Source organism: Aeromonas sp. ASNIH1, from assembly GCF_002934285.1.
Classification (GTDB): domain Bacteria; phylum Pseudomonadota; class Gammaproteobacteria; order Enterobacterales; family Aeromonadaceae; genus Aeromonas; species Aeromonas caviae.
Genome location: NZ_CP026228.1, coordinates 626,788 through 644,988, shown reverse-complemented (window position 1 = coordinate 644,988; position 18,201 = coordinate 626,788). Strand labels below are relative to the sequence as shown.

The 18,201-nt window shown below is 63.4% G+C and carries 13 protein-coding genes; 11 read left to right on the top strand and 2 right to left on the bottom strand.

The features are described 5' to 3' along the window. Nucleotides 1-116 precede the first annotated feature (116 nt). Nucleotides 117-1,220 (top strand): phosphoribosylaminoimidazolesuccinocarboxamide synthase, encoded by a 1,104-nt coding sequence (locus tag C2U37_RS03085; protein WP_039040947.1) that lies wholly within the window; start codon nucleotides 117-119, stop codon nucleotides 1,218-1,220. Nucleotides 1,221-1,343: 123 nt separating this feature from the next. Here C2U37_RS03085 and C2U37_RS03080 read toward each other — a convergent pair whose 3' ends face one another. Continuing rightward, nucleotides 1,344-1,946, bottom strand: a complete 603-nt coding sequence (locus C2U37_RS03080; RefSeq protein WP_042016682.1) for a short chain dehydrogenase — start codon at nucleotides 1,944-1,946, stop codon at nucleotides 1,344-1,346. A gap of 97 nt (nucleotides 1,947-2,043) precedes the next feature. Here C2U37_RS03080 and C2U37_RS03075 point away from each other — a divergent pair, with 97 nt between their 5' ends. The 4 genes from C2U37_RS03075 (at nucleotide 2,044) to C2U37_RS03060 (ending at nucleotide 4,974) form a co-directional block, all read left to right on the top strand. Continuing rightward, nucleotides 2,044-2,946, top strand: a complete 903-nt coding sequence (locus C2U37_RS03075) for a LysR family transcriptional regulator (RefSeq protein ID WP_042016837.1) — start codon at nucleotides 2,044-2,046, stop codon at nucleotides 2,944-2,946. A 74-nt stretch (nucleotides 2,947-3,020) separates the two neighbouring features. Next, a complete protein-coding gene (locus tag C2U37_RS03070) occupies nucleotides 3,021-3,644 on the top strand; it encodes a DUF2057 domain-containing protein (RefSeq protein ID WP_104451798.1) in 624 nt (207 codons plus the stop codon). Between the two features lie 72 nt (nucleotides 3,645-3,716). Further along, entirely contained in the window at nucleotides 3,717-4,163 is a 447-nt protein-coding gene (locus C2U37_RS03065) for an HIT domain-containing protein (RefSeq protein WP_039040966.1), read from the top strand. Between the two features lie 118 nt (nucleotides 4,164-4,281). Continuing rightward, a complete protein-coding gene (locus C2U37_RS03060) occupies nucleotides 4,282-4,974 on the top strand; it encodes a DUF3334 family protein (RefSeq protein WP_029313837.1) in 693 nt (230 codons plus the stop codon). Between the two features lie 61 nt (nucleotides 4,975-5,035). Here C2U37_RS03060 and C2U37_RS03055 read toward each other — a convergent pair whose 3' ends face one another. After that, complete coding sequence (locus C2U37_RS03055) at nucleotides 5,036-6,034, bottom strand: DUF2860 family protein (RefSeq protein WP_042881204.1); 999 nt, start codon at nucleotides 6,032-6,034, stop codon at nucleotides 5,036-5,038. Between the two features lie 202 nt (nucleotides 6,035-6,236). Between C2U37_RS03055 and arcB the strand changes: the two genes are divergently transcribed. The 6 genes from arcB to C2U37_RS03025 all read left to right on the top strand — a co-directional run bounded on the left by arcB (nucleotide 6,237) and on the right by C2U37_RS03025 (nucleotide 18,089). Continuing rightward, nucleotides 6,237-8,549 (top strand): aerobic respiration two-component sensor histidine kinase ArcB, encoded by a 2,313-nt coding sequence (gene arcB, locus C2U37_RS03050; protein ID WP_039040952.1) that lies wholly within the window; start codon nucleotides 6,237-6,239, stop codon nucleotides 8,547-8,549. Nucleotides 8,550-8,578: 29 nt separating this feature from the next. Next, nucleotides 8,579-9,955 (top strand): dGTPase, encoded by a 1,377-nt coding sequence (gene dgt / locus C2U37_RS03045; protein WP_041211123.1) that lies wholly within the window; start codon nucleotides 8,579-8,581, stop codon nucleotides 9,953-9,955. A gap of 293 nt (nucleotides 9,956-10,248) precedes the next feature. Beyond that, complete coding sequence (locus tag C2U37_RS03040) at nucleotides 10,249-10,452, top strand: hypothetical protein (RefSeq protein ID WP_080768051.1); 204 nt, start codon at nucleotides 10,249-10,251, stop codon at nucleotides 10,450-10,452. Between the two features lie 144 nt (nucleotides 10,453-10,596). Continuing rightward, nucleotides 10,597-14,871 carry a transporter substrate-binding domain-containing protein gene (locus C2U37_RS03035; RefSeq protein ID WP_199770502.1) on the top strand — a complete coding sequence of 1,425 codons (4,275 nt, stop codon included), beginning with the start codon at nucleotides 10,597-10,599 and terminating at the stop codon, nucleotides 14,869-14,871. After that, a complete protein-coding gene (locus C2U37_RS03030; protein WP_029313841.1) occupies nucleotides 14,864-16,075 on the top strand; it encodes an EAL domain-containing response regulator in 1,212 nt (403 codons plus the stop codon). Before C2U37_RS03035 ends, C2U37_RS03030 begins: the two co-directional genes overlap by 8 nt. Before the next feature lie 37 nt (nucleotides 16,076-16,112). Further along, nucleotides 16,113-18,089, top strand: a complete 1,977-nt coding sequence (locus C2U37_RS03025) for a methyl-accepting chemotaxis protein (protein WP_104451797.1) — start codon at nucleotides 16,113-16,115, stop codon at nucleotides 18,087-18,089. The last annotated feature ends 112 nt before the right edge of the window (nucleotides 18,090-18,201 follow it).

Here is an 18,201-nt window from a genome sequence, read left to right as displayed (position 1 = left end):
GGCCCGCGTGCCGAGCCGGTTGCCCCGGGCCTGAGTACCTGATGATGTGAATCCCCCACAGACAGGGGTCTGGTGCCCCTGCCTAACTAGTCCCACAACAGGAAGTGTTATTAGCCATGAGTCTTGCAGATCAAGTATTGGCGGTGAACGACGATTTGCCGATCCGTACCGATAAACCTGTCCATTCCGGCAAAGTGCGCAGCGTCTACTGGTTGACCCCGGCAGACAGTGCCCGGCTCATTCGGGAGAAAGGCTATGATGTGCCGGCCGATACGCCCCTGGCCCTCATGGTGATCAGTGATCGCATCTCGGCTTTCGACTGCATCTGGCAAGGGGTGGACGGTCTGAACGGCGTGCCGGGCAAGGGCGCGGCGCTCAATGCCATCTCCAGCCACTGGTTCAAGCTGTTCAAGGAGCAGGGGCTGGCGGACAGCCACATCCTGGACATCCCGCACCCCTTCGTCTGGATCGTGCAAAAAGCCCGTCCCGTGATGATCGAGGCCATTGCCCGCCAGTACATCACCGGCTCCATGTGGCGTGCCTACAAGGATGGTGAGCGGGAATTCTGCGGCATTACCCTGCCGGAAGGGCTCAAGAAGGATCAGAAGCTGCCCGAGATCCTCATCACCCCGTCCACCAAGGGGATCCTCAAGGGGCTGGATGGCGTGCCGGAAGCGGACGACGTCAACGTCTCCCGCGGCGACATCGAGCGCCACCATCAGGCCTTCGGCTTCCGCTCCCCGGCGGACATCGACCGCTACGAGGCGCTGCTCAAAGAGGGCTTCAACGTCATCAGCGAGGCGCTGGCTGCCCTGGATCAGGTCTTCGTCGACACCAAGTTCGAGTTCGGTTACGTGACCGATGCCGCCGGTCGCGAGAAGCTCATCTACATGGATGAAGTGGGCACCCCCGACAGCTCACGCATCTGGGACGGCGCAGCCCTTCGCGGCGGCGAGATCATCGAGAAGTCCAAAGAGGGCTTCCGCCAGTGGCTGCTGAACCATTTCCCGGATCCGGACATCCTGCTCAACAAAAACCGCATGCCCGAGCGCTTCGCCCTGGCCCGTGACAACAAGCTGCCCACCGAGGTGATGATGGATATCTCCCGCACCTATGTGGGGATCGCCGAGAAGATCATCGGTCAGCCGCTGGTACGCAGTGCCAATCCGAAGCAGGAGATCATCGAGGTACTGCGGGAGCAGTACGGCCTGATCGACTGAGGCCGACCGCTTTTTTTGCCGCAGGCGCACAAACGTTTGCCGGTGGCAGGGGAGGTGCTTGCAACGCAGATGACAAAACGGGCCCCATGACGGGGCCCGTTTTCATTGGGTTGTCCGGAGCGCTCAGCCATTGACCCGGAAGATCTGGCCGGTCTGTACCCCCAGTACCGATTTCTTGTAGGCCTGGGCCACCCGGGCGGCGGGTACCGGCACGAAGCCCGGGAAGAAGTCGGCATACTTGCTCATGGACTCTTCCAGCACGGTGGGGCTGACCACGTTGATGCGAATGCCCCTTGGCAGCTCGCAGGCGGCCCCTTTCACGAAGTGCTCGATGGCACCGTTGATGGTGGTGGCGCTCACCCCCCAGTGGATGGGCTCCTCGCTCAGAATGCCGCTGATGAGGGTGATGGAGCCACGGTCGCTCAGGTGGGCAATGGCGGCCCGGGTCAGGTTGATCTGGCCCATCAGCTTGCTCTGAAGCCCCACCTGCCACTGCTCGTCCGTCATCTCGGTCAGGGCATTGAAGGCGACGCTGCCGCTGGCGACCACCAGGGCATCGAAGGACCCGATCTGCTCGAAGAGCGCCCGGATGGAGGCGGGGTCGCGCATGTCCACTCTGGCATCCCCCTGGCTGTGACCGACCCGGATCACCTGGTGATCCTGGGCAAGCAGTTCGCTGACGGCGGCGCCAATGGTGCCGGAGGCACCCACAATCACAATCTTCATATCTATCGCTCCTGGTTGAGATGAGTTGATGATAGCGGGATAAAAAGGGAGAAAAAGCGCTTATGATGAACCCATTGTTTCCATATTGGTGCTAACGATGGATATCACCCACCTGGCCAGTTTCTATGAAGTGGTGCAACGGGGTAGTTTCTCCGCCGCTGCCGATGCCCTGGGGGTGAGCAAGGGGATGCTGAGTCGCCATGTCAGCGCCCTGGAGTCCGCCCTCAATGCCCAGCTGCTCCAGCGCACGACCCGCAGACTCAGCCTGACCGAGGCGGGGCGGGTGCTTCACCAGCAGGCCGGTGAGATCTTCGCCCTGGCCCGGGAGGCGGAGGAGGGGATCCGCGCCCTGACCGAGGAGGACAGCGGCCGCCTGCGCTTCACCTGCCCGGTCAGCACGGGGGACCGCATGGTGAGCGAGCTGCTCGCCCGTTTTGCCGAGCTCTGCCCCGGCGTCCAGGTCGAGCTCAACTTCACCAATGCCATGATCGACATGAGCCAGGGGGAGAATGACATCGCTCTGCGGGCCATGGAGCTGATCCCCGACAACCTGGTGGCCCTGCCGCTCGGCAGGCTCAAGGATGTGGTGGTGGCAAGCCCCGCCCTGCTGGCGCGAGAGGGGATCCCCGCCACTCCCTATGAGCTGGGGGGGCGCTCCTGCCTGCTGCAGGGCCACAACCCGGACTGGGAGCAGTGGCATTTTCGCCAGGGGGAGGAGGAGGCGCACATCCTGGTGCAGGGGCGAGTGCGGGCCAACCACTACAGCACCCTGCTGCAACTGGCCCGGGCGGGCATGGGCTTTGCCAAGTGCCCGTTGATGCTGGTGGAGGCCAGCCTGGCCCGAGGGGAGCTGGTGGCCGTGCTGACGGAGTGGCAGACCGGCCTGCACCCGATCCATGTGCTGCACGCCCAGCAGCGCCGGGTGCCGCGCAAGATCCGGCTGTTCAAGCAGGTGCTGGCCCAGTGGTTTGCCGAGCGGCCCCATTATCTGCTGGGGTGAGCCTGCATCCCGTTATTTTTCTGTCATCTGGGGCTGCTACCCTGCGCCCTTCATCGCGAAAGGAGAGTCAGGGAATGAAGCGTCATCAGGGTTGGGCAGGGGTTGCGCTGCTGTGCTGCGGCGGTGTGCAGGCCGAGGTCAGGGTCGAGGTGCCCCGGGATTTCCAGATCCTGGCGGTGAGCGCAGGCAAGGTGCAGGACGAGCAGCATGCCGTGCTGGCCGACGGAGAGCAGCAACTGCTGGTGCGCTACGAGGGGGTGATCCCGAGTCGCAACAGCAGCGACAACGATCGCCAGGTTCGCTCCGAGCCCCAGGTGCTTCGCTATGAGGCACGCGGGCAGTCGGTGCGCCTGCAGGCTCCCGTGCCTGCGGACGAGGCCGGGATGGAACGCTACGCCAGGGCCCCTGTCCTGGGCCTGGTTGCGGGGGGGCAGCCCCTCGAGGTGCGCCAGGATACGCTGATGGTGCAGGGGATGCAGATCGGCATGGACTGGCATGCCAGGCTGATGGAGTACAACCGTGGCGAGGGGCCTGCCGTGCTCGCCGGTGCGGCGGATGTAGCTGCGGCCGCCGTGGCGACGCCCCGGGTCTCCTCCGTGCCGTCCAGCGCCCTGGAAGGGCAGTTGCAACAGCTTTTCCTGCAGGCGGACCCCGCGCTTCGCAAGCGCTTCATCGGTTGGGCCGTGCCACGCCTTTAAGTTTGCTCCCCGTTGCAGTAACGTGGGCACATCTTTGATTCCCGATGTGCCCATGTTGATCAGCGAGGCCCCATGTTTGAATTGCACCCCCGCCTTCAGGCGGATACCCGGATACTCGGGGATCTGCCCCTGTGCCGCGTCCTGCTGGCCAAAGACAGCCAGTATCCCTGGCTGATTCTGGTGCCCCGGGTCGCCAACCTGCGGGAGATCCATCATCTGGCCCCCGAGCAGCAACAGCAGTTGATGCAGGAGTCCTGCGCCGTCGCCACCCTGATGGAGCGGGCACTCGGCCCGGACAAGATCAACGTGGCGGCCCTCGGCAATCTGGTGCCTCAGTTACACCTGCACCACGTGGCCCGCTTCAGCTCGGATGCGGCCTGGCCCGGTCCCATCTGGGGTGCCTGTCCCGCCATTCCCTATGAGGAGCAGGCCTTGCAAGGGGCGGCTGCCAGTTGGCAAACCCGTCTGGCTACCCTGGATGGATTTCAGCCATTTCTGACTGATAATCCAGTCAAGTGAGAGGTGGCTCGCGCTTTGGGCACCGGGATCACGCAATCTGTTAGCGTATCGCGTCGGTGCATGGTGACATGGGCGACACGAGTGACAGCCCCATTATTTCGATCAGCAGGAAGGTTCCATGATAGTGACAAGATCCGAGGATGATGCCGTATTGACCACAGAGGACGTACTGCTGAGCCTGTGCAATTCGGTGACGAGCGTATTGAGTGCGGCGACCCAGACCCAGGTGCGCTTCTCCGGCATGGTGCAGCGGATCAGCAAGACCTGCCTCAAGCCTGACATCGGCTGTTTCGTGCTGTTTGACGGCGGCTTCTCCGGGCTGGTGGTGATCAACTTCTCCGCCGCCGCGGCCATGGAGCTCTACCAGAGCTACATGCTGAGCATGGGGCTCTCCAAGGAGGATCTTGCCATCTCCCACACCTCGGACGAGGTGAGCAACGTCATGGGCGAGCTGATGAACCAGATCGTCGGCAGCTTCACCACCAAGGTGGGGCGCGAGCTGCAGACCCACATCACCCAGAACCAGCCCAAGATGCTTGCGCTCAACAAGCAGGTGATGCTGAGCGTCGACACCAACCTCGACAATCCCGAGACCCGCCGGGTGACCTTCTTCACCGCCAGCAACAACATCTTCTATCTGGAGCTGGCCATGGACAAGACGGAGTTTATCCGGATCCATGATGGCGGCGTGCAGGAGGAGGTGGATCCCGACGAGCTGATCGCCCAGGCCAAGCAATCAGCCAAACCGGCACCGGCGGCCGCGCCGGCGAGCAACGAGCACGACGATCTGCTGGATTCCCTCGGCATCTGATGGTCGAGGGTTGTGCAAATAAAGAGGCCACCCCGGGGGTGGCCTTCTTGCTTGGGGCGGGTCAGAAGTTGTAAAGCAGCCCGGTACTGAAGCGAAGCGCCTCGGCATCGTAGAAGTCGATGTCGGAGTCGGCGCTGGAGTAGGCTGCGGTGAAGGTGGCGGCAAGGGGTTTGATGCCGAACAGGTTGTGCCAGAAGAAGGTGCCATTGAGGGCGAACTCGCTGGCATCGGCGCGCTGGCCGAACAGGGGATTCGCCTCGTCATACTTGCGCTTGCCGGCGTAGAGGTTGCTCACGATGGACCACTGGGAGGCGCGCTTGGCATAGGTCAGCTGCAGACCGGTGTTCTTGAAGCTCTCCGCACTCCCGTCCAGGCGGGCCTCCTTGTAGAGGAAGGCGGGCTCCAGCAGCTGGTCGCCGCCGAAGTGGTACTGGTAGGAGACAGCCAGGTCGTGGACCTTGCCGTTGCGGCTCAGCATGGAGGCGTAGTGGGTGCCGTGGGTCAGGTCATATTGCTGGCCGCTGCGCTCCTCGTCGAGCTCCACTTCCCGGCTGGTCAGGGTGGCGTAGACGTTGCTGCCCCAGATCCTGTCCCAGGCAAAGCGCACCCCTTTCGAGGTGAGATCGGTGGCGCTGCGGTCCACGCCGGTGGCGAAGGGATCGCTCCACACTTCCACCGGCATGAGGTTGAACACCAGGGAGGTGGCGACGATACCCTTGTCACCCATCTCCTGGCGCAGACCGAGTTGCTGGGTAAAGTCGAAGCGCACCGCGTCCTGGATGAGGTTGCCGAGGAAGACCTGGGTGCGGGTATCGGCGAAGGTGTAGCGGATATCGGCATTGAGCAGCGGGCTCAGACCGCTTTCGCGGCCGGGGGAGCCCAGATCATCGATACGGCTGTTGCTGTCGTCACCGGCATAGAAGTTGGACTTGTGGCTGCCGGCATTGACCCCGCCCAGCAGAAAACCGGACCAGCCGGTCTGGCGGGGGATCTCCCCCAGATCGGCGTGGGCGGTGGTGGCGACCAGCAGGCCAAGGCTCAACAGAACATGATTTCGCATCGGGTATGCTCCTGACATAACGAATGAGAAGGGTGACAGTGTGCCCCGGTATTCCGGTGGAACCGGTGCTGACTGAGGCATGGCAGGCATGCTACCCCAGCCGGAGTGTGACGTTAATCAATAATTGAATACGCGACGGACAAGAGTTCATGGCGCCGTACTGGTATCCTGTTTGCGCAAGAAAAGGGGAGAAAACAACGAGATGAAGCAGATCAAATCCTGGGCGCAATATTACGTCGACCTGATGACCAAGCTGGGACTGGTGCGCTTCAGCATGTTCCTGGCCACCGCCATCATAGTGCTGGCCGTTTCGATCCAGATGGGGGTGACCCTGTTTTTGCGCGGCACCGTGGACATCGTCGACCTGGTGCGCTCTGTCTTCTTCGGTCTGCTGGTGACCCCCTGGGCCGTCTATTTTCTCTCCATCGTGGTGGATCAGCTGGAGGACTCCCGCCAGCGGCTGACCCGGATGGTGCGCAAGTTGCAAGACATGCGCGAGCGGGATCTCGAGCTCAACAGCCAGTTGCAGGAGAACATCAGCCGGCTCAACGCCCAGATCGCCGAGACCAACCGGGCCGAGACCCTGCGCCAGCAAGCCATCGAGGATCTCGAGAACGAAGTGTTCCAGCGGGAGAAGGCCCAGCTGCATCTGGGGGAGCGTACCGCCCTCTTGCGCTCCTTCATCGACTGCTCCCCCGATCTGGTCTATTACCGCAACGAGGACGAGCAGTTCTCCGGTTGCAACCGCGCCATGGAGGAGCTCACCGGCAAGGTGGAAGCGGAACTCATCGGCCTGACCCCGTTCGATGTCTACAAGCACGACATCGCCAGCAAGGTGGTGGAGACCGACAAGCAGGTCTTCGCCCAGAACGAGCCGCTCACCTATGAGCAGTGGCTGGAGTATCCCGATGGCCGCAAGGCCTACTTCGAGCTGCGCAAGGTGCCCTTCTTCGACCGCTTCGGCAAGCGGCTCGGCCTGCTCGGCTTTGGTCGCGACATCACCGAGCGCAAGCAGTACCAGGACAAGCTGGAGAAGGCGAGTCGGGACAAGACCACCTTCATCTCCACCATCAGCCACGAGCTGCGCACCCCGCTCAATGGCATCGTGGGCCTGAGCCGGATGCTGATGGATACGCCCCTCGATGCCAGACAGCAGCAGCAGCTCAAGACCATCCACCTGAGCGCGGTGACGCTCGGCAACATCTTCAACGACATCATCGATCTGGACAAGCTCGACCGTCGTCGGCTGGAGATTGCGCCGGCTCCGCTGGATTTGCCCGCCTTCCTCGACGAGCTGGAGACGCTGTCGCGCATTCAGGCGGAGCAGAAGGGGCTCTACCTGCACTTCGACCGGGACGGCGACATGCCCCAGTTCGTGATGGCGGACGGCACCCGGCTGCGCCAGGTGCTGTGGAACCTGGTGGGCAATGCGGTCAAGTTCACCGATGAAGGGGGCGTCACCATACGCTGTCTCGCCCACGCCGCTGATGAACCGGGCAAGCTGGCGCTGCACTTCGAGGTGGAAGACACCGGGGTGGGCATTCCCCGCGCCCAGCAGGAGAAGATCTTCGCCATGTACTATCAGGTGCAGGGCAAGAAGCACGCCACCGGCACTGGCATAGGCCTTGCGGTCTCCCGCCAGCTGGTGCAGGCCATGGGCGGTCAACTCTATGTGGACAGCGACCCGGGCGAAGGCGCCTGCTTCACCGCCGAGCTGGAGGTGGACTGCGTCGAGCCCAAGGCCGCGGCCCCGGAGCCCGAGATGCCCTCCCTCGACATCCTGCTGGTGGAGGATGTGGAGCTCAACGTGACTGTGGCCTGCGCCCTGCTGAACAAGCTCGGCCATCAGGTCAAGGTGGCGCGGGATGGTGCAGAGGCGCTGGCCATGGCCAACCCGGATGATTTCGACTTGATCCTGCTCGACATCCAGCTGCCGGACATGACGGGGTTCGATGTGGCGGAGCAACTGCTCGCGCGCTACGGCGACAGCCTGCCCCCCATGGTGGCGCTCACCGCCAACGCCACCGGCGATCGCCAGTACTACCGGGATCACGGCATGCAGGATGTGATCAACAAGCCGCTGGGCTCCAAGGCGGTGCGGGAGGTGATAGGCCACCTGTTTGCGGATCTCGCCGGGGACGAGGCGGACGAGCAGGACGATGTCCACCATCAGGATGCCCTGCTGGATCTGCCCTTCCTCACCGATTACGCCAGCACGGTCGGCAAGCCGGTGCTGCTCTCCAGCGTCGAGCTGTTCGAGAAGATGATGCCGGACTACATGGCGGTGCTCGACTCCAACATGATTGCCAGGGATCAGGCCGGTGTGGTGGAGGAGGCCCACAAGATCAAGGGGGCGGCGGGCTCCATCGGCCTGCGCCGGTTGCAGCAGACGGCCCAGCTTATCCAGAGCCCGGATCACCCCGCCTGGTGGGAGAACGTGGAAGACTGGATTGAAACCCTGCGCCGGGAATACCCGGGTGACATCGCCCGCCTGCGGCGCTGGCTGCTCTCGTAGACACGACGCCTCAGGCAAGGAGCCACGACATGTATGACCGTTTGATCCCCCCCGAGCGCATTCACCCCTGGGGAGACGAAGACCTGCTGGAGGCGACGGAGCAGGACCGCACCCGCATCGTGCAGGCGGCGCCGGTGCGTCGGTTGCAGCAGAAGACCCAGGTCTTCCCGCTCGATGTGAAAGCCTCGGTGCGCAGCCGTCTCACCCATTCGTTGGAGGTACAGGAGACCGGTCGCCAGATCAGTCGCCGCATCCTGGCGGCGTTGCCAGCCGGAGTGGTGTGCGAGGGGGCCTTCATCAATCTGGTGGAGATGTCCTGCCTGTTGCACGATGTCGGCAACCCGCCGTTTGGCCATTTCGGCGAGCAGGTGATGAGTCAGTGGCTTGCCCAGGAGCTGGACGGCCTCTTCGCCCGTGCCCACGACCAGTTGCCGAGCCCCCAGTGGGCAACCCTTCGCCAGGATCTGCTGGTGTTTGACGGCAATGCCCAGAGCCTGCGACTGGTGCACAGCCTCCATGAGCTGAACCTCACCCTGGGGCAGCTGGCGGCGCTGTGCAAATACCCGCAGCAGCCCCTGCCGGGCCTGCACCATCCCCAGGGCTATGGTCAGCACCACGGCTGGACCAGCAAGCGCGGCATCTTCTTCAGCGAACAACCCCTCTATCGTGCCCTCGGCCAGAGCCTGGGGCTGGCCGAGGGGTGCCGTCATCCGCTGGTCTACATCATGGAGGCGGCGGACGACATCTCTTACTGCATCGCCGATCTCGAGGATGCGGTGGACAGGCGCATCCTCACCCAGAGCGAGCTGCTGACAGCCCTGCGCGAGGCGGACGAGGGCGGTTACATGGCCGACCTGCTCGATGAGGCGCTTGCCTCCGGTCGGGGGTTCTTCCCCCATTTTCGCCAGCATCTGACCCGGGATCTGGTGGCGCTTGCCGCCCATACCTATGTGGCCGAGCACGATCAGATCCTGAGCGGGGCCTATCCCCAGGCGCTGCTGCACGGCCAGGCTCCGGCAGCCCGGGTACTCGATACCCTCAAGCGGGTGGCTCGCGAGCTGGTGTTCATGCGCCCGGAGGTGGAGGCGCTGGAGCTGGAAGGCTATGCCGCCCTGCGCGGAGTGCTCTCCACCTACGCCTGCCTGCTGGCCCTGCCCGCCAGCCAGTTCGAGCGGCTGCTCGCAGGCAACGGCGGGAGCGAGCTCTTCTTTGCCCGACGGCTGTTCCACCGCCTCTCTGCCCGCCACCTCAAGGCGTATCGACTGGCGGTGGCGAGCCGGGATCCCCGTTTCGAAAAGGAGAGCGAGCAGGAGTGGTACTACCGGGTGCGGCTGCTGCTCGACTATGTGAGCGGCATGACGGATACCTATGCGCTGGAGGAGTTCCGGCTGTTGTCAGGGATTTGACTGAACCTCTTTTTGGCCGCATTCCACCCATATGGGTGGGAGAGATATTGCGTAAAATTCGGTGTTTTTTTACACTGCGGCAACTTGTTCAACTTTCACACGGTAAGGAGACGACCATGCAACATTCCATGTTCAACGTTGCGTTCGATCGCTGCTCTGGCAGCGCGAAGACTCGTGCTCTTTATTTGCCGCGTGGAGGGGACAGGTAACACCTGCTTTTTTCATCACCCGCGGTTGTCCCGCAGGGTGATCACCTCTCTCCGGGGGAACCGCACGTTCAACTGGAGAATATTATGTCTATCGAACTCGCCCTGCTGCGCCACGTAGAGACCCTGGTTCAAAAAAGGATCACCCGGCTGGAGCGTCGCGTCAGCTACCTGCACCTTTCGCCAGCCCTGCTCAAAGACATCGGGCTGGAAGGGCAAAATGTGCAGATCGCCCACATCCGTGAGCGGGAGTTTCAAACCGGTTTCCGGCTCGGGAACCGAATAACCTGATGGGAGGGGGCATGGCCCCCGACCTGGTGGATGGCAGGCCTGGGCCTGCCATTTTTCTTTCCTGATGAGCATTGTCTCAATTTAGTTGTCGCACATTGCGCCAAACACTCTATGATCCCCCTCCGTTTCGTATGGGAGTTGATAATGTTCCGCCGCTGCTGTCGTCTCATCCTGCTATGTGGTCTGGCTTTCTGGAGCCTGATGGTTGCGGCTGCGCCGGCGCAACTGGACCAGAGCAACTTCACCCTGGACGAACTGCACTGGCTTGCCACCCATGATGAACTGGTCGTCGGCATGCCTTCGGCGGCCTGGCCACCCTATGTCTATACCGATGGGCGCGGCAACTTCACCGGCCCCCTGGATGAGTTCGCCTCCCAGATTGCAGCCAGGCTGGGGGTGAGCCTTCGCTACCGTGCCTATGCCAACAATGCGGCGGTCCAGCAGGCCTTGCTGGATGGCAAGGTCGACATGTTGATCGGGGTGGCTCCGAGCCCGACCCGCACCCTGCAGATGCAATTTACCTCCGAGCTGATGGCACTGCCCCGGGCCGTGCTGTTGACGGGGGGACGGGAGAGCCTCTCTCTGGAGGAGGCCTATGGGGTGCGCTGGGTCTGCGTCTTCGGTGTCAGCGCCTGCGATGAGCTGCTGCGCCTGGGGATCTCGAATCTGATCACGGCCGACAGCCGTGACGAGGCGATCTTCATGCTCAAGGAGGGCAAGGCGGATGCCTATCTGGCCGAGCTGCCCATGCTGAACAGGCTGCAAGCCATGGCGGGCATGGCGCTGGCCAGGATCGACTGGATGAGGGATACCTCCCTCGCCATGGCCGTGGCGCCCGGGAATGATGTCTTGCAGGGACTGCTGGAGCGGGCCCTCGAGGATATCTCTCCCTTGGAGCGTCGCGCCATTCTGGAGGCGGGGGACATCCTCGACTATGCCCTGGTGAAAAGGAGCAGGGAGATCGTCTTCAATCCGCAGGAGCAGGCGTGGTTGCAAGCACATCCGGTCATCCGCTACGGGGTTGCCCCGGATTGGCCCGGGATGAGCGAGGTGGACGACAGGGGGCGGCTCAAGGGGCTCATTGCCGATCTGCTGACACTGATGAGCCAGCGTGCCGGGCTCCAGTTCACCCTGGTGCCGACCCGGAGCTGGGCCCAGAGCATGGCGCTCTTCCAGGATCGCAAGCTGGATCTCATCCCGGCCATGACTCCCACCGCGGAGCGTCAGCAGTTTGCCCGGTTTACCCCCAACTACGCGTCGATCAACCGGGTGGTCGTGGCGAGGCAGGGGATGGCCGAGCTCACCGCCGCCAGGGCACTGAAAGGGCACAGGGTGGGCATGGTGGGGGGCTCGGTGGAGCAGGTCTTGCTGAGCGAGGTGGGGGCCATCGCCGTGCCGGTGGCCAGCGATGCCGAATTGCTGCCCCTGCTGGACCAGCAGAAGGTCGACTATGTGCTGATGAGCACCACCACCCTGGAGCAGTCGCTGCAAAAGGGATTCAGCGACCGCTACCAGGTGGTCTTCTCCGGCAGCGACCTGCGGGTACCCATCGCCATGGCGACCCAGTTGCAGGACCCCATGCTGCAGCAGATCCTCACCAAGGTGTTGATCGCCATTCCCCCCGACGAGCTCTCCGCCCTGGAGAAAAAGTGGCTCTCCCTGACCATACAGACGGGACTGGATCCGAAGACGGTGCTGCTCTGGTCCTCCCTTGGCGGCGGCATTTTCCTGCTCTGCCTCTTGCTGTTCATGGGCTGGAACCGGACGTTGCGCCGCCAGATCAGCCAGCGGCGGGAGGCCGAGCGGCGGCTCGAAGAGCAGTTGATGTTTGTCCAGATGATGCTGGATGCCCTGCCCAACCAGGTGGTGCTGACCAACGAGCGCTATGAAGTGGCAATGACGAACCGGGCGTACCGGCAGATGTTTCTCGGCGGGGAGAACCTGACGGGCTCCTATGAGCGGTTGCTCCAGGATCGATTGCCCGAGTCGATCCGTGCCAGGGTGATGGAGGAGGATGCCAGCGTCTGGGAGAGCGGAGAGGAGCTTCATGGACGGGGCGAGATCCGGTTTGATGACGATCGCCTGCACCAGATGATCTACACCAAGCGGCTCTTTGCGGGGCCCGATGACAAGCGGCTCGGGATCCTGACCGTGCTGACCGACGTGACCGAGCTGGAGCAGGCGCGGTTTGCGGCCCAGGAGGCGCAGACCCGGCTGACCCAGATCACCGACAGCATGCCGGGTCTGGTCTATCAGTATCACTGGCTTGGGCCGGGCAAGGGGCACTTCCTCTACACCTCGCAAGGGGTCAGGGAGATGGTGGGGGTGGAAGAGGACCTGGTCGGCATGGCGGTCACCGGTGCCTCCATCCTGGGGCTGACAGGCAAGGCGCACCAGGACTTCGTGGCCACGGTGGATCGTCATGCCCTGAGCATGCAGCCGCTGGATCTCGAGGTGGAGATCCGGCGCCAGGGGGAGGCGGGCTATTTGCAGATCCGTGGTCATTTCGTTCACCAGGAGGGGCTTGAAGGGGTCATATTGAACGGCGTGGTGCAGGACATCACCAAGCTCAAGCGCCAGGAGCTGGAGCTGCGCCAGGCCAGGCGGGTGGCGGAGGAGGCGACCCAGGCGCGCAGCCGCTTCCTCGCCACCATGAGTCATGAGCTTCGCACTCCCATCTCCGGCATGCACGGCATGCTGGAGCTGCTGCAAATGAGCCCGCTGGATGACGATCAGCGCTACATGTTGCGCAATATCTCGACCTCCACCAACCACCTGCTCTATCTGGTGAACGACATCCTGGACTTCTCCAAGATGGAAGCCGGGCAGTTGCAACTGCACCCCCATCACTGCCGCCTGACCTCGGTGATTTGCGATGTCATCCGGGGACATGCGGCCCTGGCCTATGGCAAAGGGCTCAACGTGACGCTGCGGTGGGGAAAGACGGTGCCGGATCTGGCCTGCATCGACGGGATAAGGGTGGGGCAGGTGATCTCCAATCTGTTGAACAACGCGGTGAAGTTCACCGAGGCGGGGGCGATCGCCATCCAGGTGGATTATGAAGACGACCGGCTGGCCTTCCGGGTCCGGGATACCGGGATCGGCATCGCCCTGGAGCAGCAGCGCACCCTCTTCATCCCGTTCAAGCAGGTGGAGTCCGACACCAACCGCCGATTTGGCGGCACCGGGCTTGGGCTTGCCATCTGTCATCAACTCACCCAGAAAATGGGGGGGAGCCTGACCCTGGAGAGTACCCCCGGAATGGGCACCTGCGTGACTTTCACGTTGCCTCTGGCCGAGTGCCAGTGGGAAGCGCCCCCCCTGACCGGCCAGGTATGGTGGTGGTTTGGGGAGGATGAGGGGCTGGAATCGGTGATGGCCAGGCTGGGCGCCAGACTGGTACGCATGGAGGCACACCATTGGCAGCAGCCCCTCGAGGGGCATCTGTTGGCGCAGGAGAATCACCTGGAGCAGGCCCTTGGCAGTGACTGGCTGGCCTGTTTGCAGCGTTCGAACCTCAAGGGCATAGTACTCTCTCCCCATGAGGCCCTGCGGGGGCGCATGGGTGGCGACGCCTGGTGGCGACTGGGACAATCGCCTCTCTACCCGGATCTGTTGCTGGAAACCTGCCAGTCACTGTTCAACCAGCAGGCGAGCCAGTCGAAGGGGATGGAGGGGGAGAAGCTCAAGGGGCGGGTGCTGGTGGCCGATGATCACCCCGTCAACCGGGCATTGCTGACGAGACAGCTCGCTATCCTGGGGCTCGAGTCCGAGGTGGTGGAAGATGGCGAGGAGGCGCTGCGCGCCTGGCAGGGGCAGGACTTCGCCCTGCTGCTGACCGACTGCCACATGCCGGTGATGGATGGCTATGCCCTCACGCGAGCCTTGCGGGATGCCGGGGACAGTGCTCCCATTATCGGGGTGACGGCCGATACCTCTGAGGAGGCGAGCCAACAGATGCGTGATGCCGGCATGAACGACATGCTGTTCAAGCCCTACAGCCTGGATGCCCTGAGCCAGACCCTGGGACGCTGGTTGCCGACTCAGGAAGAACAGCTCGCCTCGGAGGCGCCCCGGCAAGCCAGGGTTCAGCTGCCAGGCATAAGCTGGTTGACCCTGTTCGGGGATGAGGCGGTGGCACGCAGCATGGCCAGCGAATACCTGGAAGCCAACGAGCAGGATGGCGAGGACATGAGGCTGGCGCTGGCCAGCCAGGATACCCAGGCGCTGGTGGAGACGGCACATCGCATCAAGGGGGCCGCGCGCATGGTAGGACAGCAGGCATTGGCAGAGGAGGCGGCCCGGCTGGAGGCGGCGGCCAGATTGAAACAACTGGACAAGCTCGATGACCTGGCCAGGGCGGTACAGGCATTGATGGACTCTATCAGAGGTGAAACGGGGTTATGGCTCGATGAATAGCGCACGGCATGAGTTGGCGATCATGGTGGTGGAGGATCACAACTTCCAGCGCAAGGCCCTGATGCACCAGATCCGCGGACTGGGCTACGGCAACCTGCTGGAGGCGCAGGACGGGGAGGAGGCGCTTGCACAGTGCCAGCACCACAGGGTCGACATCCTGTTCTGTGATCTGCGCATGCCGGGCATGGATGGCATGGCGCTGCTGCGCCGCCTCTCCCTTGGCGGGTTCCGCGGCGGCATTGTGCTGTGCAGCGCCCTGGAGGATGACGTGGTCGATGCCGTGCTGCGCATGAGCCGGGCCTATGGCCTGCAGGTGCTGGGGCGCATCGAGAAACCCGCGTCTCCCCAGCAGATCGCGCAGCTCATCGGTGCCTGGCGGCCCCAGCAGGTGCGCAGCCAGGAGGAGGATGGTTATCACCTGACCCTGGATGAGCTGCGCCGGGCGCTGGATCAGGACCAGTTGCTGCCCTGGTATCAACCCAAGGTGGGTTTTCACAACGGGGAGTGGCTCGGCATGGAAGCGCTTGCCCGCTGGCAGCACCCCGAATATGGCCTCATCTCGCCGGCCCGTTTCATCCCGCTGGCGGAGCACAACGGGCTCATCGACCCGCTCACCGAGGTGATCATCGGCAAGGCGCTGCGGGACGGCCACCTGTGGGAGAAGACAGGGCTCTCCCTGAACCTGTCGATGAACCTCTCCACCACCTCCCTCATTGAGGGGGATCTGTGCAACACCCTGCTCAGCCACTGCCAGCGCTGGAGCATCAACCCCGAGCTCATCACCCTCGAAGTAACCGAGAGCGCTTTCGTCAAGGATCTCGGCAAGTCGCTGGAGGTGCTGACCCGCTTGCGGATGCACGGTTTTGGTCTCTCCATCGATGATTTCGGGACCGGCTACTCCTCCATGCAGCAGCTCGCCCTGCTCCCCTTTACCGAGTTGAAACTGGACAGATCCTTCGTGGATCGCTGCTATGAAGATCCCTCTCGCCTAGCCATCATCGAGTCCAGCATCGAGCTGGCTCGCAAGTTGGGCTTGAAATCGGTGGCCGAGGGGGTCGAAGATGAGGCGACCTGGCAATTGCTGGCGAAGCTGGGGTGCGATCAATGCCAGGGCTTCTTCTCCGCCCGTCCCATGCCCCGCGAGGAGCTGCTGGGATGGCATCAGGGTTGGCAGGCTCGTTTGCCCGCGCTCATCAGACGCTAATCCCGGGCAGGATGCCCGACGAATTCCAAGGATGGCCATGAAAATATCAAGCAAGTTGTTGTTGAGCTTCTGTTTTATCAACCTGCTCATCATTCTCTCCTCCGCCCTTGTCTATCATCAGCTCGGCCGGATCGAAGGCTCGCAAGATGCCTTGCTGGCCCAGGCCCTGCCCGCCCTGCAGCGGGACGAGGCGAGCCAGAAAGCCCTGATTGCCACCGTTTCATCCCTGCGGGCCTATCTCATCCTCGGCAAGGATCCGGCACAGGGTGATCGCATCAAGCAGGAGTGGGAAGAGGCCTGGCACGCCATCGAGCGCCAGCGTTTCACTCCCGACCTGACCCGGGCACTCAAGGATTTCAAGGGGGCACAGTCACAGGTGTGGGCCCTGGCTCACACCGAAGAGAACCTGCCCGCCCACACCCTGATGCTGCTGGAGGCCGGCCCCCTGGCGGAGTCGGCCCTCGATCAGTTGCAGTCTTTTGCCAATGAAGAGGTGGCGACGCCCCAGGCGACGTTGCCCGGTGACAGGCGCCTGCTGCTCAAGCAGGTGGGGGATGCCTACAACAGCCTGGGCAATGCGCTCTCCGCCCTGCGGGATTTCCTCATCTCGGGGGAGAAGGAGTACCTGGACAAGTACCGGGACTACTACCAGTTTCACCAGCAGCGGGTGGCCGAGCTGAAACAGCAAGAGGCCAACTTCACCGAGGCACAAAAGGGGCTCTGGACGCTCTTTGAAGAGATGTCAGCCCCCTTTGCCGAGCTGGTCGGCCAGGTGATCGAGAAGCGCCAGGCCCCGGACTGGGACAGGGCTAACCACCTGATGGCCACCGAGATAGAGCCCGCCCTGACCCGGCTGGCGGATCAGCTGGCGACCCAGGTGACCCATACCCGTGCCGAGGTGGACAAGATGGCTGGGGAGATGGCGGCCGCCAGTCAGACCATTCACCGCACCCTGCTGCTCGCCACCACCAGTGTCATCCTGCTGGGCACCCTGGTGGCCCTGCTGTTCAGCCGGCGCCTGACCCGGGACATCGCCAGCCTGGTGAAACGGGCGGGCCTGGTGGCCGATGGCCGCCTCCCCGTCACCCCCTTGCCCGTGCTTCGTCAGGATGAGCTGGGAGGGCTCACGGGCTCCATCAACCGGATGTCGGCACAGTTGCGCGAGCTGGTGGGGGAGATCCAGGGGGCGGTCGGTCAGGTGGAAGGGGCTGGCCGTGAGGTGGGCCAGACCACCAATGCCATCGTGGATGATCTGGCGAGCCAGAATCAGCGGCTCGATGCGGTGGCAGCCGCCATCGAGCAGATGTCGGTCAGTACCCGGGATGTGGCGGGCAACATTGCGGACGCGGCGGGAGCGGCTCGCCAGACCGAGCAACAGGCAAGGGAGGGAGAGCAGGCCCTCGCCCGCATGGGGACCACCATGGCGCAGATTGGTGCCATGATTGCCCAGGCAAACCAGGCGATGACGCAGCTCAGCAGCCAGAGCGAGCAGGTGGGGAGGGTCACCGAAGTGATCGCCACCATCGCCGAGCAGACCAATCTGCTGGCACTCAATGCGGCCATCGAGGCGGCGCGAGCCGGTGAGCAGGGACGGGGATTTGCCGTGGTGGCCGATGAAGTGAGGCAGTTGGCCAGCCGCACCAGCGCATCGACCATGGAGATCAACCAGACCATTGCCAGCATCCAGCAGCAAACCCGGGAGACCGCGGATACCGTGGGCAGCGGTACCCTGCTGGTGGAGCAGGGGCGCGGCGCCGTGGCCTCGGTGACCGAAACCCTGGAGTCGATGGCGACGCTGGTGCAGGATCTCAGCGGCCAGCTTGCCGCCATCGCCACCGCCACCGAGCAGCAGTCAAGGGCGGCGCAGGAGGTGGCGGGCACGTTGGAGGAGATTGCCGGGCTCAGCCATCAGTCCAGCGAGCATGGCCAGCAGGGGGAGCAGATCGCCGCCCGCCTGACCCGGGAGACCGGGAGACTGACATCGGCCATCAGCCGCTTCGAACTGGATGCCTGACGCAAGGGAGAGAAAAACGGGGCAGACCTCTGGGTCTGCCCCGTTTTTTTCGGCCCGATAACCTGGTGGTGGAAGGATGCACGTCGCAGGTGCGGTCCTGACCGATCGGGAG